The organism is Corynebacterium pacaense, from assembly GCF_900169525.1.
Taxonomy (GTDB): domain Bacteria; phylum Actinomycetota; class Actinomycetes; order Mycobacteriales; family Mycobacteriaceae; genus Corynebacterium; species Corynebacterium pacaense.
On the sequence record NZ_LT821239.1, the window covers coordinates 1113086 to 1134619 of the forward strand.

20 protein-coding genes are annotated in these 21534 nt (G+C 63.8%); 14 read left to right on the forward strand and 6 right to left on the reverse strand.

Annotation, left to right across the window (positions count from 1 at the left end):
• Positions 1–153: 153 nt before the first annotated feature.
• The 3 genes from B7E02_RS05315 (at position 154) to B7E02_RS05325 (ending at position 4783) form a co-directional block, all read left to right on the forward strand.
• On the forward strand, positions 154–2862 hold the full coding sequence (locus B7E02_RS05315) for a valine--tRNA ligase (protein WP_080794449.1): 2709 nt from the start codon (positions 154–156) through the stop codon (positions 2860–2862).
• An 86-nt stretch (positions 2863–2948) separates the two neighbouring features.
• Positions 2949–4361: a bifunctional tetrahydrofolate synthase/dihydrofolate synthase gene (gene folC / locus B7E02_RS05320; RefSeq protein WP_179129683.1), complete on the forward strand. Its 1413-nt coding sequence runs from the start codon at positions 2949–2951 to the stop codon at positions 4359–4361.
• Positions 4358–4783 carry a DUF4233 domain-containing protein gene (locus B7E02_RS05325; protein ID WP_080793729.1) on the forward strand — a complete coding sequence of 142 codons (426 nt, stop codon included), beginning with the start codon at positions 4358–4360 and terminating at the stop codon, positions 4781–4783. Before folC ends, B7E02_RS05325 begins: the two co-directional genes overlap by 4 nt.
• A 13-nt stretch (positions 4784–4796) precedes the next feature.
• Here the strand turns inward: B7E02_RS05325 and B7E02_RS05330 are convergent, their stop codons facing one another.
• On the reverse strand, positions 4797–5177 hold the full coding sequence (locus B7E02_RS05330) for a GNAT family N-acetyltransferase (protein ID WP_080793731.1): 381 nt from the start codon (positions 5175–5177) through the stop codon (positions 4797–4799).
• Positions 5178–5214: 37 nt separating this feature from the next.
• Here B7E02_RS05330 and B7E02_RS05335 point away from each other — a divergent pair, with 37 nt between their 5' ends.
• Both B7E02_RS05335 and ndk read left to right on the forward strand, forming a co-directional pair.
• On the forward strand, positions 5215–5529 hold the full coding sequence (locus B7E02_RS05335) for a hypothetical protein (RefSeq protein ID WP_080793733.1): 315 nt from the start codon (positions 5215–5217) through the stop codon (positions 5527–5529).
• Positions 5530–5577: 48 nt separating this feature from the next.
• Positions 5578–5988 carry a nucleoside-diphosphate kinase gene (gene ndk / locus B7E02_RS05340; protein WP_080793735.1) on the forward strand — a complete coding sequence of 137 codons (411 nt, stop codon included), beginning with the start codon at positions 5578–5580 and terminating at the stop codon, positions 5986–5988.
• Positions 5989–6035: 47 nt separating this feature from the next.
• On the opposite strand, the gene B7E02_RS05345 is transcribed toward ndk, so the two are convergent.
• On the reverse strand, positions 6036–6767 hold the full coding sequence (locus B7E02_RS05345) for a hypothetical protein (protein WP_080793737.1): 732 nt from the start codon (positions 6765–6767) through the stop codon (positions 6036–6038).
• A 196-nt stretch (positions 6768–6963) separates the two neighbouring features.
• On the opposite strand from B7E02_RS05345, the gene B7E02_RS05350 reads away from it, so the two are divergent.
• From B7E02_RS05350 to rpmA, 3 genes are all read left to right on the forward strand, one after another.
• Positions 6964–9726: an Rne/Rng family ribonuclease gene (locus B7E02_RS05350; RefSeq protein WP_080793739.1), complete on the forward strand. Its 2763-nt coding sequence runs from the start codon at positions 6964–6966 to the stop codon at positions 9724–9726.
• A 209-nt stretch (positions 9727–9935) separates the two neighbouring features.
• A complete protein-coding gene (gene rplU / locus B7E02_RS05355; RefSeq protein ID WP_006768275.1) occupies positions 9936–10241 on the forward strand; it encodes a 50S ribosomal protein L21 in 306 nt (101 codons plus the stop codon).
• 35 nt (positions 10242–10276) lie between these two features.
• Positions 10277–10543 carry a 50S ribosomal protein L27 gene (gene rpmA, locus B7E02_RS05360; RefSeq protein WP_080793741.1) on the forward strand — a complete coding sequence of 89 codons (267 nt, stop codon included), beginning with the start codon at positions 10277–10279 and terminating at the stop codon, positions 10541–10543.
• Between the two features lie 41 nt (positions 10544–10584).
• On the opposite strand, the gene B7E02_RS05365 is transcribed toward rpmA, so the two are convergent.
• Positions 10585–11199 (reverse strand): hypothetical protein, encoded by a 615-nt coding sequence (locus B7E02_RS05365; RefSeq protein WP_080793743.1) that lies wholly within the window; start codon positions 11197–11199, stop codon positions 10585–10587.
• A 64-nt stretch (positions 11200–11263) separates the two neighbouring features.
• Between B7E02_RS05365 and B7E02_RS14350 the strand changes: the two genes are divergently transcribed.
• Entirely contained in the window at positions 11264–11401 is a 138-nt protein-coding gene (locus B7E02_RS14350) for a hypothetical protein (RefSeq protein ID WP_179129660.1), read from the forward strand.
• A gap of 29 nt (positions 11402–11430) precedes the next feature.
• Here B7E02_RS14350 and B7E02_RS05370 read toward each other — a convergent pair whose 3' ends face one another.
• The 3 genes from B7E02_RS05370 to B7E02_RS05380 all read right to left on the reverse strand — a co-directional run bounded on the left by B7E02_RS05370 (position 11431) and on the right by B7E02_RS05380 (position 15045).
• A complete protein-coding gene (locus tag B7E02_RS05370) occupies positions 11431–12342 on the reverse strand; it encodes a dioxygenase (protein ID WP_080793745.1) in 912 nt (303 codons plus the stop codon).
• Between the two features lie 59 nt (positions 12343–12401).
• Positions 12402–13478, reverse strand: a complete 1077-nt coding sequence (locus B7E02_RS05375) for a maleylacetate reductase (protein ID WP_080793747.1) — start codon at positions 13476–13478, stop codon at positions 12402–12404.
• An 88-nt stretch (positions 13479–13566) separates the two neighbouring features.
• Positions 13567–15045, reverse strand: a complete 1479-nt coding sequence (locus B7E02_RS05380; RefSeq protein ID WP_080793749.1) for a sugar porter family MFS transporter — start codon at positions 15043–15045, stop codon at positions 13567–13569.
• A gap of 497 nt (positions 15046–15542) precedes the next feature.
• Here B7E02_RS05380 and B7E02_RS05385 point away from each other — a divergent pair, with 497 nt between their 5' ends.
• From B7E02_RS05385 to B7E02_RS05405, 5 genes are all read left to right on the forward strand, one after another.
• On the forward strand, positions 15543–17090 hold the full coding sequence (locus tag B7E02_RS05385; protein ID WP_080793751.1) for an IclR family transcriptional regulator: 1548 nt from the start codon (positions 15543–15545) through the stop codon (positions 17088–17090).
• Between the two features lie 189 nt (positions 17091–17279).
• The gene (locus B7E02_RS05390; RefSeq protein WP_245802170.1) at positions 17280–18362 is read left to right on the forward strand and encodes a Gfo/Idh/MocA family protein; all 1083 of its coding nucleotides are present in this window, start codon (positions 17280–17282) and stop codon (positions 18360–18362) included.
• 97 nt (positions 18363–18459) lie between these two features.
• Positions 18460–19320 (forward strand): sugar phosphate isomerase/epimerase family protein, encoded by an 861-nt coding sequence (locus tag B7E02_RS05395; RefSeq protein WP_080793754.1) that lies wholly within the window; start codon positions 18460–18462, stop codon positions 19318–19320.
• Positions 19321–19415: 95 nt separating this feature from the next.
• Positions 19416–20435, forward strand: a complete 1020-nt coding sequence (iolG, locus tag B7E02_RS05400) for an inositol 2-dehydrogenase (RefSeq protein ID WP_080793756.1) — start codon at positions 19416–19418, stop codon at positions 20433–20435.
• Positions 20436–20446: 11 nt separating this feature from the next.
• Positions 20447–21532 (forward strand): Gfo/Idh/MocA family protein, encoded by a 1086-nt coding sequence (locus tag B7E02_RS05405; protein WP_080793758.1) that lies wholly within the window; start codon positions 20447–20449, stop codon positions 21530–21532.
• Positions 21533–21534 lie beyond the last annotated feature (2 nt).

Below are 21534 nucleotides of genomic sequence, written 5' to 3' on the forward strand. Positions count from 1 at the left end.
GTGCCGAAGGGGGTGCGAGGGTGGCGGGGCGGCTTCGGTTCCCCTGCACACTGCGGAGTGGCATTGCCCTTCCTTCGTGCCCGAGGTGGTGCGTGACCGCCGCCGGTGGCGGGGTCTGACCTGCGTATAGAAAGAGGTGCTGCAGGGGTTATGATGGTCAGCGTGACTGAGCAGACTACAGAGAGTAACCACGACCGCGCAGACAAGTTGCCCAGGACCTGGGACCCGAAGGCGGTGGAGGCCGAGCTCTACCAGGGTTGGGTGGATGCGGGCTACTTCACGGCGGACCCGACCAGTAAGAAGCCCGGTTACTCGATTGTTCTGCCACCGCCGAATGTGACCGGTCAGTTGCACATGGGCCACGCTCTCGACCACACGCTCATGGACGCCCTCGCCCGGCGCAAACGCATGCAGGGCTTCGAGGTGCTGTGGCTGCCCGGAATGGACCATGCGGGTATCGCGACCCAGAGCAAGGTCGAGGCCATGCTCAAGGAGTCCGAGGGCAGGTCGCGCTACGACTATGACCGTGAGGAGTTCATCGAAAAGGTCTGGGAATGGAAGCGCAGGTACGGCGGCACCATCACCTCACAGATGCGCGCCATCGGTGATTCCGTCGATTGGTCGCGCGAACGCTTCACCCTGGATGAGGGCCTGTCGAAGGCGGTCCAGACCATCTTCAAGAAGCTTTACGACGCCGACATGATCTACCAGGCGAACCGTCTGGTGAACTGGTCACCGGTTCTGGAGACCGCGGTCTCCGACATTGAGGTGGTGTACAAGGACGTCGAGGGCGAGCTGGTCTCGATCCGCTACGGCTCACTCAATGATGATGAACCCCATGTCATCGTCGCCACCACGCGCGTTGAGACGATGCTCGGCGACGTCGCCGTCGCGGTCCATCCCGACGATGAGCGGTACCGCGATCTGGTGGGCACCACCCTGCCGCACCCCTTCCGTGGGGACCTCACACTGCAGGTCATCGCGGACGACTACGTTGATCCCGAGTTCGGTTCCGGTGCCGTGAAGATCACCCCCGCCCATGACCCGAACGACTACGCGATGGGCCTGCGCCACAACCTCGACATGCCGGTGATCATGGACAAGACCGGCCACATCGACGGAACCGGAACGCAGTTCGACGGACTCTCCCGTGAGGAGGCCCGCGTCCGGGTCCGTGAGGCACTGGCGGAGCAGGGTCGCATTGTCAAGGAGGTCCGCCCGTACATCCACTCTGTCGGGCATTCCGAGCGCTCCGGCGAGGCCATCGAGCCCCGGCTCTCGCTGCAGTGGTGGGTCAGGGTTGACGAGCTCGCCGCCATGTCCGGTGACGCGATCCGGGAGGGCGACACCACCATTCACCCGAAGTCGCTGGAACCGCGTTATTTCGACTGGGTCGATGACATGCACGACTGGTGCATCTCGCGGCAGCTGTGGTGGGGTCACCGCATCCCGATCTGGTACGGACCCGACGGCGAAGTCATCTGCGTCGGTCCCGATGAGCAGGCACCGGAGGGCTACGTCCAGGATCCCGATGTCCTTGACACCTGGTTCAGCTCCGCACTGTGGCCCTTTTCCACCATGGGCTGGCCGGAGCGGACCCCCGAGTTGGAGAAGTTCTACCCCACCTCGGTCCTGGTCACCGCCTATGACATCCTGTTCTTCTGGGTCGCCCGCATGATGATGTTCGGCACCTTCGCCGCGAAGACCACACCGGAGATCCTCGGCGAGGGGAGAAACGGTCGCCCCCAGGTCCCGTTCACCGACCTCTTCCTCCACGGACTGGTCCGCGACGAGCACGGAAAGAAGATGTCGAAGTCGCTCGGAAACGGTATCGATCCGATGGACTGGGTGGACAACTACGGCGCCGACGCGCTCCGGTTCACCCTGGCACGGGGAGCCAACCCCGGCGTCGATCTCCCCGTCGGTGAGGACTCCGCGCAGAGCTCCAGGAACTTCGCCACCAAACTGTTCAACGCCACCCGCTTCGCGCTTATGAACGGGGCCGTCTCCGAGGGACTGCCCGAACGCAGCACCCTGACCGACGCGGACCGCTGGATCCTCGACCGGCTCGAGCAGGTCCGCGCCGGGGTGGACAGCTACCTGGACGATTACCAGTTCGCCAAGGCAAACGAGGCGCTCTATCAGTTCGCGTGGAATGAGTTCTGCGACTGGTACCTGGAGATCGCCAAGGTTCAGATTCCCCGGGAGGGGACAACCGAGCGGGGAGAGACCACCAGGAGGGTGCTCGGTCATGTGCTCGACGCGCTCCTGCGCCTGCTGCACCCCGCGATGCCCTTTGTCACCGAGGTGCTGTGGAAGGCGCTCACCGACCGCGAATCGATCGTCGTGTCCTCCTGGCCCAGCATCGCGGACACCAACGGTGGCGCGGAGGTTGACACCGACGCCGAGCGCCGCATCACCGATGTGGTGAAGCTTGTGACCGAGATCCGCCGATTCCGTTCGGATCAGGGTGTCAGGCCCTCCCAGAAGGTTCCGGCGCGTCTGGATTTCGCCGCCTGCGATCTCGTCGATCTCGAGGACGCGGTTCGTTCACTGGTGCGCATCGAGGAACCCTCCGCCGATTTCCAGGCGTCGGCTAGCCTCGAGGTTCGTCTGGGTGCCGCGACCATCACAGTCGAGCTGGACACCTCGGGCACCGTCGATGTCGCCGCCGAGCGCAAGCGGCTGGAGAAGGATCTTGCCACGGCGGAAAAGGAGCTCGAGACCACCGGGAAGAAACTGGGTAATGATGCCTTCCTTTCCAAGGCCCCCGATGCGGTCGTGGACAAGATCCGCCACCGTCAGCGGATCGCCAGGGAAGAGGTCGAAAGAATCTCGAAGCGACTGCAGGAGCTGAATTAGTGTCAAAGAATGAGGAAGGCGAATTCGGGGATCTCAACCTCAACGAGGCCGGGCTCACCCTGCCGATCGACCTGGCGGGGGAGACCATGCCGCCGGCACCGGTGGAAATCGACCCGCGGGATCTGGCGGAGCTGGCCATCGTGGAGGCCGAGCTCGACGAGCGTTGGCAGGAAACCAACATAGACCCCACCCTCAGCAGAATCTCCTATGTGATGGATCTGCTGGGCCGTCCCCAGGACACCTTCCCCTCGATCCACGTCGCCGGCACCAACGGCAAGACCTCAACCACCCGGATGATCGAGTCCCTGCTGCGTGCCTTCCACCGCCGGACGGGCCGCACGACCAGCCCGCACCTGCAGCTGGTCACCGAGCGTATCGCCATCGACGGCCGGCCGATCCACCCGCGGGACTTCATCCGGGTCTATCACGAGATCAAGCCCTATATTGAGATGGCCGATGCACGCTCCCTGGCCGAAGGTGGTCCGAGGATGAGCAAATTTGAATGCCTGATCGCCATCGCCTACGCGGCGTTCGCGGACGCACCGGTGGACGTGGGAGTCATCGAGGTCGGGCTCGGCGGCCGCTGGGACGCCACGAACGTGATCAACGCCCAGGTCGCGGTGATCACCCCGGTGGGCATGGATCACACCGACAGGCTGGGTAACACCATCGCCGAGATCGCCGGTGAGAAGGCGGGGATCATCAAGGCCCGTCCGATCACCGATGATGTCATCGACCCGACCGAGAACATCGTCATCGTGGGCAGGCAGGAGCCGGAGGCGATGACCGTGATTCTGCAGCGGGCCGTCGAGGCCGACGCCGCGGTGGCCAGGCTGGGCACGGAGTTCGCGGTGGTGGATTCGACCATCGCCGTGGGGGGTCAGCAACTGACGCTCCGGGGTCTCGGCGGAGAGTACACCGACATCTTCCTGCCGCTGTCCGGTGCACACCAGGCCGAGAACGCCGCCACCGCGCTGGCCGCGGTCGAGGCATTCTTCGGGGCCTCGGCGGAGCGTTCACTTGATATCGATACCGTCAGGGAGGGCTTCGCCAGTGTGGAGTCGCCCGGTAGACTGGAACGGATGCGCTCGGCGCCGACCGTGTTCATCGACGCGGCGCACAATCCCCACGGGGCGAAGGCGCTCGGTGCCGCGCTTGATCGTGACTTTGAGTTCCGGAGACTGATCGGTGTCCTGGGGGTTCTCGGGGACAAGGATGTCCGGGGAATCCTGGAGAACCTCGAGCCGTATCTCAACGAGGTGGTGTGCACCCAGACCACCTCGGAACGCGCCCTGGATGCGTATGAGCTCGCCGAGTACGCCCGCGAGATCTTCGGCGATGAGCGGGTCCATGTCAGCGAGACCCTCCCCGGGGCGGTCGAGCTGGCGATCGAGTTGGCGGAGGACACCGACGTCCAGTCGGGGTCGGGTGTGGTGATCACCGGTTCGGTGGTCACCGCGGGGCAAGCACGTACCCTGTTCGGAAAGGAACCGGCATGAACAAGCGCGATGAAGCTGTGGAGTACGGCCCCCTCGGGCCGGGACACGAACCCGTCAAGGACCCGATGAAGGGCATCAGGGGGGTGATGGCGGGAACCCTGGTCATGGAGGCCATCACCATTGCGCTGGTGCTGACGGTGATCCTGCGTGTCGACGAGGGTGCCTACTGGACCACCTTCAACTGGATGTACGTTTCGGGGCTGGCCCTGGCTATGTTCATCGCCGCGTTCCTGCAGCGCCACAGCTGGTCCATGTCACTGAATGTCGCACTCCAGGTACTGGCTCTCGGAGGCTTCCTTGTCCATCCGTCGATGGGTATTGTGGCCATCATCTTTATCCTGGTGTGGCTCTACCTGCTGTACCTGCGCTCGAATCTCGTGGCGAGGATGAAGCGCGGTCTGCTGACCACCCAGCACATGTGAGGCGGGGGAGCGCTCAGTTCAGCCCCTTGTCCGGGATCACCCGATCCTCGATCCAGGCCCTGTCGAGATCGGTGGCGTCGCGCCAGGAACCCGCGTAGCCGTTTCTCTCAATGTAGCTCTTGACGAAGGGGCACACGGTGACCACGGTCAGGCCGGTGGGCAGGGTGTCACTGAGCGCCTCGCCGACGAGGATGGAGGCGAGTCCGCGTCCACCCAGTTCCTCGGCGATCTCGGTGTGGATGAACAATCGCTCATCATTGTCGTCGGTGGTTCTCGTGATGTAGTCGGCGAAACCGGCAGGTCGGGAGTCCCCGGGGTAGGAGATCTCGTAGCGACCCCGCGACTCATTGTTGGTAACGATGACTTCATTGTCGTTTCTGTCCAATAGGCTCATGGCCCCACTCTAGGCAAAGCTCGGTAAATTGGCACCCATGCGAAAAGCCCAGTCCCTCATCCCCTTCTCCGTCGCCGCCGTACTCTGCGTTGTCGCGCTGATCGTCCGTTTCGCCGGCGCACCGATGATCGTCCCCGTCCTGTGCCTGATCATCGCGGCGATCGCCCTGTTCATCGGTCTCCGCAACCGCGCTGGGACGGTGGACCAGCCGGTGGTGTTCACCGCGGAGCAGGTTCAGAAGCTCCGGGAACTCAAGGAACGCGGACAGGAGAGCGCCGCCATCCGGCAGGCGCAGCTGTGGAGCAGGGGATCATCGGCGGAAGCTGTGGCCGAGGCGGTGCGGAAGCTCTAGGAGGGTTGAGCGCGACAGGCCGGAAGCGGTTGGGTAGAATCTCACCTCATGACTGAACGCACCCTCATCCTGATCAAGCCGGACGGCGTCGCACACGCACACGTCGGCGAAATTATCGCCCGCATCGAACGCAAGGGCCTGAAGCTGGCCGCCCTGGATCTGCGCGTCGCCGACCGCGAGACCGCCGAGAAGCACTACGAGGAGCATTCCGACAAGCCGTTCTTCGGTGAGCTCGTGGAGTTCATCACCTCCGCGCCGCTGATCGCGGGCATCGTCGAGGGCGAGCGCGCCATCGATGCATGGCGCCAGCTGGCCGGTGGCACCGATCCGGTGTCCAAGGCGACTCCAGGCACCATCCGCGGCGACTTCGCACTGACCGTCGGTGAGAACGTTGTCCACGGTTCCGATTCCCCGGAGTCCGCCGAGCGCGAGATTTCCATCTGGTTCCCCAACATCTGATCACCACGCCTCAGGCCACCCGGCCCGGAAAGGATTCTTTTCCGGGCTCATCTGCCCGCGGAGAGCTCCTTCATCAGGACCACACCCTTCTCGGTCAACTCCACAAAAACCTTCCCCGGATCACCGCCCGCCATGATGGCGGAGCGTGAGATGATACCGCGTTTCTCCAGCGGTGCGACAACAAGGTGGATCTCCGCGACGGGGCGCTGCAGCACCCGTGCCAGCTGACGCGCCATCACCCGCGTACCGTCAATGGCGCCGTGGGCCAGCAGCGCGCGGATCAGCCTGCGGACCTCCGGCCTGTCGATCGCATCCAGATCAGGGGCGTCCACCGAATCCAGGGACGCCCGGGCGAGGATCATCCGCACCCGCTCCCTCGACCGGCGGTGTGCAAGTGTGGACATTCTCGAGGCGGAATAGACCACGGACAGCCCCCAGACGCCGCCGATGAGTGCGGCGCCGGCGGTCGGCGGCAGGGTGATCACAGTATCTAAGGTGGAGGCATCCACCGCCAGCACCGTGGCGGGAGCGATCAGCTGGACCACGCCGCGTTTCCTGTCGCCGTCGGTCACCGGTCCCAGCTTCCAGGAATCGATGTCCCTCGGCGCATTCCTCAGGGGTGGCAACAGTGCCAAGAGACCGAGTGCGAGCACAGCTCCCGCCAGCCAGGGTGAGGACGACTCCATCAGTGCACGGCCGAGGGCGATGAGCAGTCCCGCGGGAATGTACTGCCACACCGGTGCGGGCCGCGAACCGGATCGTCTCTCAATATCGTCCATGTTTCCGGAGAGTATCAAAGACCAATACGGGCACGGTCCCTAATCTGTGGAACAATGGCGTACAGGACATTTTCGTCATTGTCTGTGAGTTTTTGCATCTATGCCCACGGTGAGCGTTCCTGTGCGGCGGCGGCAGTGAGACATCCTGCCAGCGCCCGGGTCAGCGCTGACCACTACAAAGAAATAGGAGTTAGCCTTGGTTTCAAAGAAGGCAGCAAGTACAACAGTGGAACCCTCGGCCATTCTGGCCGCAGATTTCGACCGCTCCCAGCTGGGCGCTAAGACCAGGGTTCACTACCTGGCCAAACAGCTCGGACTCACCTCCAGGGACCTGGTCCTCGCACTGGACTCGATCGGGTTGGTCAAGGTCGCCCAGTCCAGCCTGAGCCTGGAGGAGGCCACCAGGCTTCTCGACGCCCTCTCCGCACCCGCCGCCGATGTCGATGCACCCGCGGAACCGGTGGAGAAGATCCGCCGGCGCGTGGAGAAGAACGTGGCCAATGAGATCCACCAGATCGAGGAGAAGGTCGACCGCGAGCTGGAGGCCGCGGTGGAGCTGGTCGTCGAGGATGATGAGCCGCTCGAGGACGTCGAGCCCGAGATCACCCCGGCCCCGGAGGTGACGGTGAAGACCCCGATCTTCGTCGCCCCCACCGTCGAGGAGGATGTGGAGGAGACGGAGACCGAGGCGCCGACGGAGCGATCCCAGCGCAAGCGTCGGGGACGCCGCGGCACCGGCCGCGGCCGTGGCCCGGAGACCTCCACCGAGGCTCCCGAAGAGGCCGCCACAGAGGCGGGCGAGGAGAAGGCGGAGGCGTCGACAAGCATCGAGGAGCCGATCGGCATCAAGGGGTCCACCCGCCTCGAGGCCCAGCGCCGGCGGCGTACCGAGATGCGTGAGGAGAGCCGCAAGAAGCGCCATGTGGTCAGCCAGCAGGAGTTCATGGAACGCCGTGAGTCCATGGAACGCAGGATGGTGGTGCGCGAGCGTTCGCGGCATGATCATCAGGGTCTGGTCACCCAGGTCGGTGTGATCGAGGATGACAGGCTCGTCGAGCAGTTCGTCACCTCGGATTCGCAGATGTCCATGGTGGGCAACATCTATCTCGGTCGGGTGCAGAATGTCCTTCCGAGCATGGAGGCGGCGTTCATCGACATCGGCAAGGGCCGCAACGGCGTGCTCTACGCCGGTGAGGTGGATTGGAAGGCGGCCGGACTCGGTGGCCGTGGGCGTCGCATCGAGCAGGCCCTGAAATCCGGTGATCAGGTTTTGGTCCAGGTGACCAAGGATCCGGTCGGGCACAAGGGCGCACGGCTGACCACCCAGATCTCGCTGGCCGGACGCTATCTCGTCTATGTCCCCGGGGGACGCAGTGCCGGTATTTCACGCAAGCTTCCCGGGACCGAGCGCAAGCGTCTCAAGGAGATCCTCGGACGCGTGGTGCCAGCGCACGGCGGCGCGATCATCCGCACCGCGGCGGAGGGTGTCTCGGAGGAGAACATCGCCGCGGACGTCAACCGGCTGCACACCCTGTGGGAGCAGATCCAGAAGCGTACGGACAAGGAGAAGAACACCCGCGGCTCCACACCTGTGATCATGTATGAAGAGCCCGATATGCTGGTCAAGGTCATCCGGGACATCTTCAATGAGGATTTCCTCTCCCTGATCGTCGACGGGGACAGGGCGTGGAACACCGTTCGCGCCTACATCCAGTCGGTCGCACCCGATCTGGTCAGCCGCGTCGAGCACTTCGACCGTGAGGCACACGGGGGAAGCGACGCCTTCGAGGCCTTCGGACTGAACAAGCAGATCGAGGAGGCACTGTCGCGGAAGGTCAATCTGCCATCGGGCGGTTCCCTGATCATCGACCGTACCGAGGCGATGACTGTCATCGACGTCAACACCGGCAGGTTCACCGGACGCGGCGGCAACCTCGAGGAGACCGTCACCCGCAACAACATCGAGGCCGCGGAGGAGATCGTCCGCCAGATGCGGCTGCGCGATCTCGGTGGCATGATCGTGGTCGATTTCATTGACATGGTCCTGCCCGAGAACCAGGAGCTCGTTCTCCGTCGTCTCAATGAGGCCCTGGAAAATGACCGCACCAGGCACCAGGTCTCCGAGGTGACTTCGCTGGGGTTGGTGCAGATGACACGTAAACGCCTCGGCCCCGGTCTTCTGGAGACCTTCTCCGTCGAATGCGAGCAGTGCGGGGGACGCGGCGTGGTGGTCCAGGAGGACCCGGTGGACAACGTCGACGCCCGTGTGGAGGCCAAGGCCGAGGAGCGCAGCCGCAGGCACAAGGATCAGCCGCGGGATCCCGCGCAGCACCCGATGGTTGTCGCAATGCAGGATCTCGTGGAGGAGCACGATCTCGACCATGAATTCGAGGAGCTCGCACGATCGGTGATCCTGGACGATGACGGGGATGTGGCGGAGGATATCGCCGCGATCGCGGCCGCCGCCGTGGATATCGCCAATGACGAGGACCCGGACGAGCCCTCCGGCTCGGACTATGTCTCCGACTATGATCAGCGTCTGGCCGAGTTTGAGGCCAACCCCCGTCGTCGGCGCGCCACACGGGGCAATTCGCGCTCCGATCACGCCCCGCAGCAGTCTCAGCCCCCGGTCGAGGAGGTTGTCGTGGAGGAGACCCCCGTGGAGGAGGTCCCGGTGGTGGTTGCGCGCAGCAGGAACCGGCGCCGTGCGGTGCGACGCACCAGCGTGGTGGCCGCACCCCCGGTCACGCAGACCGCGGCACCCGTGGCACCCGCGACGAAGGAGCCGGCATCGGAGCATGCTTCTCGACGCCGACGCCGCCGCGTCGTCCGGGTAAATCCAGCGGAGTCCGTCACCTCGACCGCGACGCAGCGCCCCGCGGCCGAGCGACCCGCTGAGAACCCGGGCGGGAATTCCGGTGGTCAGCAGAAGGGTCGGCGCCGCAGGAGTCGTCGCTGAGCGCGGTTTGTATTCGTGCTGGCTTTAGGGGTAGTCTTGGACAGTCGCTGTTTTAGGCTGTGTCCGCAAAGTCCATGAGCCCTAACCTGGCGAATGTGTGCGTGACGGGGCCACTCCTGGTTTCCTGCGCCTAAAACGCAATGTAAAACATAAGTCCATTCAGGTGCGTGAAGTGCCTGAGCCGAGAATCAGATAAGGGGTAGCCCTCTATGTATGCGATCGTCAAGACCGGCGGAAAGCAGTACAAGGTTGCCGAAGGTGACCTCGTTAAGGTCGAGAAGATCGAGGGTGAGCCCGGTGCATCCGTGGCTCTCACCCCGGTTCTGCTCGTCGATGGCGCCGATGTGACCACCGCCGCTGATAAGCTTGCCTCCGTCAGCGTCAACACCGAGATCGTCGAGCACACCAAGGGCCCGAAGATCAAGATCCTGAAGTACAAGAACAAGACCGGGTACAAGAAGCGTCAGGGACACCGTCAGAAGCTGACCGTCCTCAAGGTCACCGGAATCAAGTAACCTTAAGTTTTTCCTTGTGAAGGAGGGAAATCCACATGGCACATAAAAAGGGTGCATCAAGCTCCAGCAACGGTCGTGATTCCGAGGCGAAGCGCCTTGGCGTGAAGCGATTCGGCGGCCAGCAGGTCAGCGCAGGCGAGATCCTCGTGCGCCAGCGCGGCACCAAGTTCCACCCGGGCGAGAATGTCGGTCGCGGTGGCGACGACACCCTGTTCGCCCTGAAGACCGGTGCGGTCGAGTTCTCCACTCGCCGCAACCGTCGTCTGGTGAACATCGTTGAGAACGAGGCCGTTGACGCCTAGGTCAACCTGGAAAGGCCCTGCTCTGTGAGCAGGGCCTTTTCTCATGCCGGGCGCCAGTCCACGGTGTCGGGGTCAGCGCGGGAGAACCAGGCGTCGATAAGCTCGATGACCTCGTTGAGGGTGCGCACCTGCGTCGACCGGGTGGGGCCGTCGGCGCGTTCTACCAGCCAGGATTTGTCCTGGTAGAGAGTCTGGATGAAGTGTGTGTCATCCCGGGTGACACGGAGATAGGGCAGCGTGCTGTCCTTGAGGCGGAGCACCTCCATGAGCAGGTGCGGGAGGCCGAAGGCCGAAAAGCCGGGGGAGAAGACCTTCTCGGTGCGCACCACCGCATCCGTGTCCTCATCGCCGAAGACGATGATGAGATCCGCGTTCATGTCGGCAAGACCGAGACCGTACTCGATGGCGGTGTCGGTCAGCCACCCGCGGACGGTCTCCGAATCATCGTAGGAGGTGACCACGTAGAGGCAGCGATCGCCACTGAGCTGGACATCCACCGGCACCGGGGCCGTGCGCCCGAGTCCGGCGGCAAGATCGGTCAAAAGCGGGGAGGATCTCGGTGTGGCGAAATCGATGCGCTCGGTCAGGGGGGACTTGGAGATACGCGCGTTACCCGGATCTCCGTCGGTTTCAAAGAGGATGAAATCGTAGCTCATGGTGAACCAGTGTAGATCCGGGTAACCTTGGTGCTTTCACAGCCCTAATCGGAAGCGGGAATACATGTCAGTGGTGGGAACAGGTCAGTTCTTCGGCTCACCCGAGGAGGAACGCGAGAAGCTCCTCCGCGAGCTGATGGAGCAGAAGCAGAGCCGGGGTGACGGGGACAGCGACGGCGGGGCCGAGGGCGAGGCCGAGTAGAGGGGGAGCTCCCCGGCCCTCCAGGGTGGCTAGACCGTATCGGGTGCCAGCACGATGTCGAAGTGTGCCTTCGTCCAGGTTCGGTCGCCGATGTCACGACCGTCCGGGGTCGGGCTGCCCGCGGGCTGCTGTTCGAAGCTCTTGATCAGGGAATCCTTGACGCCGAAGACGGTGTCGCCGATCTCGAGCTGCGGGTCTCCCTCGACGAAGATGTGGGTGACCAGCGCGCGGTAGCTGGCGGCGGTGACCATGAAGTGCAGATGCGCCACACGCATCGGTGATCGCCCGACGGCCCGGAGCATTTCACCGACGGGACCGTCGTAGGGGATGGGGTAGGGGACCGGGGTCACACCCCAGAAGCGGTACCGTCCCTCCGCATCGGAGTACAGGTGGGCGCGCCCGGCCATACGACCGTCGTCATACTGGACATCGTAGAGACCGTCCTCGTCGCATTCCCACACTTCAATGCGGGCATTGGGAACCGGGACGCCGTCGGTGTCTGTGACCGTTCCCTCCACCCAGGCCGGTTCACCGACCGCGCCGAAGGTGATGTCGCCGCCGAGTGGCACCTCGGGGGCGTCATCGAGGAAGAAGGGTCCGAAGACCGTCGCCTCGGTGGCATCCTTGTAGGCCTCGTTGTTGACCGCGATGGTCTGCATCGAGGCTCCGAGTGTATCGGACAGGAGAACAAACTCCTGGCGCTTGTCATCGGTGATGTGTCCGACGCGGGTCAGGAACTCGATCGCCGAGCCCCATTCCTCCTCCGTCAGGCGGACATCCCGGATGAAATCGTGGAGGTGGACCACCAGTGACTGCATGATCTGCTTCAGACGGGGGTCCTCACAGTTGTCGAAGGACTCCACCACCCGTTTGACCAGGTCCTCCTCGACCCTGTGCTGCTGGGCGGTGATGTCCCGGGTATCCGGTGTCGACTGTGTCATTTCTACCTTTCCTTGAAGTACCGGGGTCACGTCAGTGCCCGGGGTGTGTGGGGGTGTGTCTACCCAAGCGTTGCGGGGTCGTCTCCATTGAGCGCCGCGGTGAGCAGTGCGGTGATGTTCTCGGCGGTTACCTCCCGCGGATTGTTCGCGGGGACCTTCTCCAGAATGATCTCCGCGGCCTCCTCGATGTTCTCGGGGCGGAATCCGTAGTCGCTGAGCTTCTTCGGGGCGTCCAGCCTCCGCCGGAGGTTCTGCAGCCCCTCCAGGGCGGTGTCCGAACCGAACGCCGCCGCGATGCGTTCCTCGGCCTCCGGTGCTTCGGGGGAGTTGAATGCCAGCACGTAGGGGAGGATGGTCGCATGCGTCTGGGCGTGGGGCAGGTCGAATGTCCCACCCAGTACGTGGCAGATCTTGTGGTGCAGCCCCGAGCCCGCGGAGGCGAAGGCAACCGCGGAAAGATAGGCGCCGTAGAGAGCCTGGTCACGGCCGCTCCGGCTCTGGGAATCCTCGAAAATCTGCGGAAGTCCGGCTGCAAGGGCCCTGATTCCCTCCGCGGCCAGTGCGGAGTTGATCGGGTCGGTGTTCGGCGCCCACATGGAATCGATGCAGTGGGCAAGGCCGTTGAGTCCGGAGGCCACCGACATGTCCACCGGTAGTGAGAGTGTGAGTTCCGAGTCGTAGATGACGGTCTGCGGAAGGACCCGGGGATCGACTCCGGTGGTTTTTCGGCTGGCCTCGGTCAGACCCCAGACATTGGTTGCCTCGGAACCCGCGTAGGTGGTCGGGACCGCTATGATCGGGATCCCGGTGGTCAGTGCGATCGCCTTGGCCAGCCCGGTGGTGGATCCGCCGCCGATGCACACGAGCAGGTCGATGCCCCCGGCCTCCGCGATCTCACGTGCCCTGTTCGCCGACTCGATCGGCACGTGCATGACCACATCGGAGTGCCACACCGCGACGTCGATCCGCGCCGCCACCTTTCGCGCGATCGCCTCCTCCCGCTCACCGGCGATGACCATGACCTTCTGCGCGCCGCGATCGCTCACCTCCTGGGCGAGAAAGGCCGGTGACTGGCCGAAGCCGAATAGGACCTTCTGTCCAAGGGTTTCGTGGGAGAAATTGAGAGTTGTCCGCATAATGTCCTTCTTCTCGGAGTTTCTGTCCCCGGTAGTCGAGCCCCGGGGGATTTTCGGTTGTTGCCATTCGCCGATTGTATTGTCGCGTCTATGCTCGCGACCGGTTGAAGATCTCCCCGCTGAAGATTCCCTCCTCGAGGTCCTCCAGGGAGCGGCCGCGGGTCTCGGGGACCATGGTGGCCACGAAGGCGAGAGCCACCACACCGACCACGGCGAAGATGATGAAGGTGGAGGTGATTCCCACCCCGGAGACGAGGGAGGGGAAGGTCAGCGCCAGGATTCCGTTGGCCGTCCAGCCGAAGAACACCGAGACGCCGATTCCGGTGCCGCGCAGCTGCTGGGGGAAGACCTCCGCAAGCCACACCCACACCGCGACATTGAGGAAGCTCTGCATTGACAATACGAAGCCGATGACGAGCACCAGGATCACGTAGGGCCGCAGGGCGTTGCCCTCGGGCAGCACCGAGGCGAAGATCGCGATGAGCACATGGAAGGTGGTGGTCAGGGACAGGCCCGCGACGAAGGTGATCCGTCGGTCCAGACGGTCCATGTTGCGCAGGGCGAACAGCCCGCCGAGAACCGCGACGACACCGAAGGCGATGTTGGCGATCACGGACTGCTCCTCGCTCATTCCCGATTCCTCGAGAACACGGACACCGTAGTACATGATGGCGTTGATGCCGGTGAGCTGCTGGGCCACGGCAACGCCGGTACCGATGAGAATGATCCGGACCAGCCACTTGCTGGAGATGATCTCCTTGAGGGTGAAGCGGTTCTTCTTGGCGCCGGCGTGGTCGACGGCGGATTCCTGGATCTCGAGGAGCTCGGAGTGTGCCCGCTCCTCGGTGCGCACCGTCCTCAGGATGTCCAGGGCCTCATCCTCACGGTGGTTGTTGACCAGCCAACGCGGGGATTCCGGCATCCGCAGCATGCCGATGAACAGTGCGATCGCGGGAAGGGCACAGACCGCGAACATGATCCGCCAGAGTCCGGTGATCACCCCGTGCAGCGTGACGGCGATGATCGCGTTGATGACGAAGGCGGCCAGCTGTCCGGACACGATCGCGAGCTCGTTGCGCCCGGTGATCGATCCGCGAATCTCATAGGGGGCAAGTTCCGCGAGGTAGACCGGAACCACCGTCGATGCGCCACCGACGGCGATGCCGAGCAGGATCCGACCGAAGACCAGGAAGGAGAAGCCGAGGACATTGAACTGGCCGAGCTCACCCGCAGGGGCGGTGATGACGAAGATGGTGCCCACGAAGAAGAGGATGGAGAGCATGATGATGGTCGGCCGACGTCCGATGGCATCGGAGATGCGGCCGGCGATGAGTGCCCCGACCGCGGCGGCGAAGACGAGGGAGCTGATGACGACTCCGAGCTGGAGCAGATCCAGGCCCATTTCGGTGGCCATATGGCCCTCGGCACCGTTGGTCACACCGGTGTCATAGCCGAAGAGCAGGCCACCGAGGCAGGCCACCAGCGAGATCTGGCCGAGGCGTCGACTCTGCTTCTTGCCCACGGGGGCCGCATTCTTGATCGTTGGGGGTGATTTGGTATCGGTCATTGTCTTTTCCTTTGGATTATCAGTGGATTATCAGTGGAGGACTGGTCGGAGCATTGAATCGGGTGCGGATCCGGTGCGGGGTATCTGGATTCTGGTTTCGGTGTGGCATCCAACGCTGGTGGTGCAGGTGCCTGCCGTAGATGTTGTGATCTGCAGGGTGCGAGGCGGTGAGTCTCTGGCGTTCTGGAGCTGGTTGCGCGAAATGACTCCTGCCGCGCTGTCCAATGGGCGAGCCGGTGATGGTGTGGGCTGCTGGGCGACATGTTGTGCGATGAGGCTCCAGAACTCGTGGAGTTGGATTCTCCTGAGTAGTGGCAATATCCTCACCTATCGGACAACATGTTCAAAGAGTATCATAACCTTTAGAGAATTAGTGGTCCACATTACTAATTTCTTTCAAAGTAACCTGAGTCTGTCCCCATGGAAACGAGACTGACGTCTCTTCATCGCGATGGCCGGCAGGATATGGTTAAGCCCGGAAAGGGGAGCTAGCACCCATGATTGTGATTCAACTGATCAAGAAGGCCGCCGCGCTGATCGATGAGCTTGCCCGCGGACCCGCCACGCCCGCGGAGCTGTCCAAGGCCCTCGATGAACCGAGATCATCGATCTATCGGATCACCTCCTCGCTCGAGGATGCGGGATTGGTGCGACAGGTCGGCGATGGACGTTTTGACCTCGGCCCCGCGATTCTGCGACTCGGGGACTGTGCGGTATCCGTGCTGATAGATCGACATGAACTGCGTTCCCAGCTGGGCTGGATCCGCGATCAGCTGGGATTGAGCGCCTACTTCGCAGTGCTGTCCGGTGAGCGCATCACCTGTCTGGACCTGGTGGAGGGCACCGATGTCGATCTGCTGCATCTGGTTCCGGGGACCAGTCTGCCCAATGACGCCGGAGCGATGTCGCGTGTGCTCTGGTCCCACGCCTCCCCCGCGGCCGGGCGTCCCACCTCACGGTTGGCGGTGTCCACGGCCGGTATCGAGGTGGCTGCGGATCCCTCGCCCGGGTGGAGCATGGATGACGGTGAGCTCAACGAAGGTGTGGCCAGCGTCGCCGTTCCCGTGATCACCGCAGGCGGCGAGCTGGTGGGTGCGGTGTCGGTGGCCGGTTTGCGGGACCGCGTGATTCCCTATGAGGAGACCATCCGCAGGATTCTCGCGGTGGCGGCGGGCAACATCGCCCACCTGCGCACCAGTGTGCCCCCGTCCGTCGAACCCGGGGACACCGCCGGCCCCGCAACCGACCGTGGGGAGCGGAACCCCTCGGTGATTGCCAAGGCCGCGCACCTGATGGCGATACTTGAGCGGAGGTACACCGCCACCCCCTCCGAGCTGGCGGAGCTGCTCGGTGAGCCGTTGAGCTCGGTGTATCGCCTGCTGGCCACGCTTGTCGACGCCCAGTGGATCGAGCAGATAGAACCCCGCGGGGGTTACCGCGTGGGGCTGCGAATGCTCACCCTTGCCGAGGATCTTCTGCGGCGGACGGACATCCGCCAGCTCGCCGCACCCGTTCTGCGCGATCTGCATCGCCGGACGGGGGAGACGACCTTCCTGTGCATCCGCAACGGCACCAGGGCGGTGTGCATCGAGCGTCTGGACGGTATCAGGGTGAACAGCCGGGTTCTCCAGCTGGGGAGCTCACTTCCGCTGCATATCGGAGCGGCTCCCCGCGCGCTGCTCGCCTTTGACGCCACCGGGCTCCGGGAGGACTATGTCGCCTCACTTATGGAGGGGGTCGAGGTGTGGCGGGGTGAATCCTCCCGCGCGGAGATTCTCGAGGAGCTCAAAAGGGAGCGTGACCAGGGATTCATCCTCAGCGACAACAATGTCACGCCCGGAATTGCCGCAGTCGGTGTGCCCATCTACAACCACCGGAGCGAGGTGATCGCATCGCTTTCCCTCAGTGGTCTCAGGGAGGTGATCCTGGACGAGGGGAGGGAGGGGGACTCCATTGTCTCGCTGGTGTATTCCGGGGCCAGGGGGATCTCGGCGAAGCTCGGCGCACCGGTGGCGGACCTGTATGACGCCGTGGTAGTCGTCTGAGGAAATGTGTTTCAGATCATGAGTTGACCTTTGGAGCGGTCCATGTCATTATTGAGACACTTGTCCGGTGAGTAGATATTTTCGCTTGCCGGCGGGGCCACCTTCCTCCATGACGGAGCCTCCACTCCGGAGGAACGGGTGGGGCATCAATTTCAGCGCGGGTACAACTCGCAGGACAGGAGACTTGCTTTGAATCCGATCGTCGTAGGGCTTCTCGGAATCACACACCCCCATGCCTCAGCCCGTGTGCGGGCCCTCCGGGAGATTGACGGAGTGGAGGTCGTGGCCGCCGCGGATACGGATCCCCGGCTCCAGTACTTCGTGGACAAATACGATCTCGAGGCCCGGAGCATCGAGGACGTCCTCGGTGATCCACGTATCAACGCGATCATGGTCCACTCCAAGAGCAAGGACATGGTCAGCCACGCGAAAAGGGCGATCGCAGCCGGAAAGTCGGTGGTGGTGGAGAAACCGGGTGGTGGAAACGTCGAAGACCTGGAGCAACTCCTCGCAGCCAGCGAATCGGCGGACCCGTCCCTGGTGGTCCAGGTCGGCTACAACGTCCGTCTGGCCGGATCGATCACCCGGGCGAAGGATCTGCTCGAATCCGGACTCATCGGTGACATCGTCAGCGTTTCCGCTCGGGGTTCCGCCCTGGTCGGTGAGCACCTGACCGAGCACCTCAATCAGCCGGCGGACATGGGCGGAGTGCTGTGGATCCTCGGGTGCCACATGCTTGATGCGATGGTCAGCGTCTTCGGTGCTCCGGAGTCGGTGAATGCCAGGGTGCACAAATCCCCGCGCCTCTCGGGCGAGAACAGCCGGGAGGACTCCGCGGCCGTGCTGTTGAACTACCCCGACTACTCCGTGTCCTTCAGCTTTGACGGCCACGACTCCCTCGAATGGTTCGAGAGCTCCCGGATCACCATCTACGGCACAAGGGGAATGATCGAGGCCGGCGTTCTGCCGCAGCGACTGAAGGTCTATCTCGACGAGGCGCGTGACGGCTGGCCCGCAGGTTGGAGTGAGTGGACGGAGTCCTACTTCACCCCACCCTTCGCCCGCACCGAGTCCAACAAATTCTCGGAGCTTCCCGAACTGGAGAACATCAGCAACTTCCGCACGGAGATGCGCGGGTGGGTGGACTCCATCCGCGAGGGAGCCGAGAACCTCGCCCCCGTCTCGGATGCGCTGACCGTCGCCCGCATCGTCGAGGCCTCCTACCGCTCCGAAGAAAACAGGGGCGCCTGCGCCGACATCCCCCGCCCGTAGACCCCGATCCCCACGGCGTAGGCGACGCCACCGACAAGAAATGCGACCCCGCGTTCAGCCGGGCGCACGAAACACAATCACGAACAGAAGGAAACCCATGACCCCGAAACTCATCGCCTCCTGCTGGACCAGCGCAGGAGATGCCGCACCCGGACGCGGAACCGAGATCAGCCCGGTGCCACTGGAGGAGAGAATCAACCTTGTCGCGCAGACCGGCTGGGCGGGCATCGGCCTGGCATGGGCCGATCTCGTGGAGGCACGGAACTCGATCGGTTATGAGGAGCTGCGCCGCCGGATCCACGCCGCGGGCATCGAACTCATCGAGGTGGAGTTCCTCGACAACTGGTGGACCACCGGAAACGAGCGGGAGGTGTCGGACAGGTCGCGCCGGGAGCTGTTTGAAGCGGCCCGCGCCCTTGATGCAATTCACATCAAGGTGGGAGCGGGAACGGTTGAGGGGGAGATCCTCCCCCTCAACGAGATCGCCGGCCACTTCACCGATCTCGCCGCGGAGGCCCAGGATGCAGGGATCAAGCTGGCTCTGGAGGCGACGCCCTTCTCCCACCTGCCGACGATCCGCGAGGCCGTTGAACTGGTCACCCGCGCGGACAACCCCGCAGCCGGACTGATGGTTGACATCTGGCACACCTCCAAGGTCGGCATCGGCCACCGCGATGTCTGGAAGATCGTCCCCCTCGAAAAGGTCCATGCTGTGGAGATCGACGACGGATTCTTTGATTCCCTCGGCACCATGTTCGAGGAGTCATCGAACCGCAGGGCGTACTGCGGCGAAGGCGAGTTCGATACGGCCGACTTCGTGCAATCCACCATCGACGCCGGGTGGACCGGGCCCTGGGGGGTGGAGATCATCTCCGACGAACACCGCAACCTGCCCGCGGCCGAGGGAATCAGGCGGGCCTTCGACACCGCCGCGGCGAGCTTCCCCGCCGGCGTGTAGCGGCCACGCCGGACTCGGGCATGAAAACCCCGGGCATTCAAAACAGTATTAACACCCATCACTTTCATTCAACTGTTCAGGAAGGCAGGAGTGCGATGTCCGCACCCACACCGGTTCGCATCGCCCTTTTCGGGGCGGGCCGAATAGGCCATGTTCACGCGAACAACATTTCCGCACTACCCGATGCCGAGCTCGTCGTCATCGCGGACCCCTTCATCGATGGTGCGCGGGCACTGGCCACCGCGACGGGTTCCGTCGCGGTGGCCAGCCCCGAGGAGGTGTTCGCCAGGGAGGATATCGATGCGGTGGTCATCGGTTCACCGACAAACACCCATGTTGATCTGATCACCCGCGCCGCCGGCCGCGGCCTGGCGGTGCTGTGCGAGAAACCGATCGATCTCGATATCGCATCCGTACGCGCCTGCCAGGAGAAGCTGGGCGACCGTGCCTCGCAGGTGATGCTGGGATTCAACCGGCGCTTCGACCCCTCCTTCGCATCCGTTCAGCGACGGGTCGCCGCCGGCGAGGTGGGAAAACTCGAACAGCTGATCATCATCAGCCGGGATCCCGAACCCGCCCCCCGCGGCTACCTCGAGACATCGGGGGGAATCTTCCGGGACATGAGCATCCACGATCTGGACATGGCACGATTCTTCGTCCCCGACATCGTGGAAGTTACAGCGACCGGCTCGAACACCTTCAGCTCCGATATCAGGGAACTGGGTGACTATGACACCGCCACGATCACCCTGAGAGGCGCGAACGGCGAGCTGATCACGATCATCAACTCACGTCACTGCGCCTTCGGATACGACCAGCGCATCGAGGCCTTCGGCTCCGGGGGCATGCTCTCCGCCGGCAACCGCGGGGAAACCACGGTACAGAAGTTCGACGCAGCGGGAACCGGCCAGGCCGATGTCCATCTGCCCTTCTTCCTCGAGCGTTACGCACAGGCGTACCTCGAGGAGCTGAAGGCCTTCGTCGCCGGCATCCGCAACGGCACCGGCTTCTCACCGGGCTTTCACGACGGGGTCGCGGCACTGGAGCTTGCCGACGCCGCCATCACATCAGCCGACACCGGCACCACACAAAACACCGAAAAAGCAAGGGTTTAAAGGAGAAAACAATGACAAAACTGGTATTCGGGCTGGTTGGAGCCGGCCGTATCGGAAAAATGCACCTGAAGAACGTTGCGGAGATCCAGCGCATCGTCGCACCGCAGGGCATCGAGCTGGAGGTTGTCGTCGCCGACGCCGTCCCGGAATTCGCACACGCGGCGGGCAGGGAACTGGGACTGCGATCGGTCGACTCCCTAGAAGAGCTCCTGGGGATCGGACTCGACGGTCTCTTCATCACCACCTCGACCTCAACGCACCCCGGGATCATCCGCGCCGGGCTCGAGGCAGGGGTCCCGATGTTCTGCGAGAAGCCGGTCACCGGCAACGTCCCCGACTCCATCGAGATTCTCCGCGACATCGAGGCGGCGGGTGGCGTGGTCCAGATCGGACACCAGCGCCGATTCGACGTCGGCTACATCGAGGCCAAGAGGCGTTTCCAAAGCGGCGAGCTGGGCTGGCTGCACTGCCTGAAGGCCGTCTCGGGTGATCCCTTCCCCCCGCCGGTGTCCTACTGCGCCACCTCCGGAGGACTCTTCCGCGACGTGTCCGTCCACGACTTCGATATCATCCGCTGGCTCACCGGACAGGAGATCGTGGAGGTATTCGCACGCGGAAGCAACAAGGGCGATCCCGACATCGGCGCCGTGGGCGACGTGGATACCTCGCTGGCTCTGCTCACCCTTTCCGATGGAACCCTGGCCAGCGTCGCGGCGACGCGCTACAACGGGGCCGGATACGATGCGCGCCTCGATGTCCTGGGCTCCAGGGACTCCGTTGTCGCGGGACTGGATGAGCATTCGGCCCTCACCTCGGCGGAACCGGGCGTTGACTTCCCCTCCGGGACCAGCTACCCGACCTTCGCCGAGCGATTCTTCGAATCCTACAAGAAGGAGTGGCTGTCCTTTATCGATCTGGTCCAGGGAAAGATCGACAACCCCTGCACCCCCTTCGACGCGGTTGCGGCCGCCCTCGTCGCCGATGCCGCACAGCTGTCCCTGGCGACGGGCGAGGCGATCGCGGTGCCCTCACTGCGTGAGGTCCTCGACGGCAGCGCCGAGCCCCTGCCGGTCCAGGAGCTCGTCGTCCGGGTCTGACA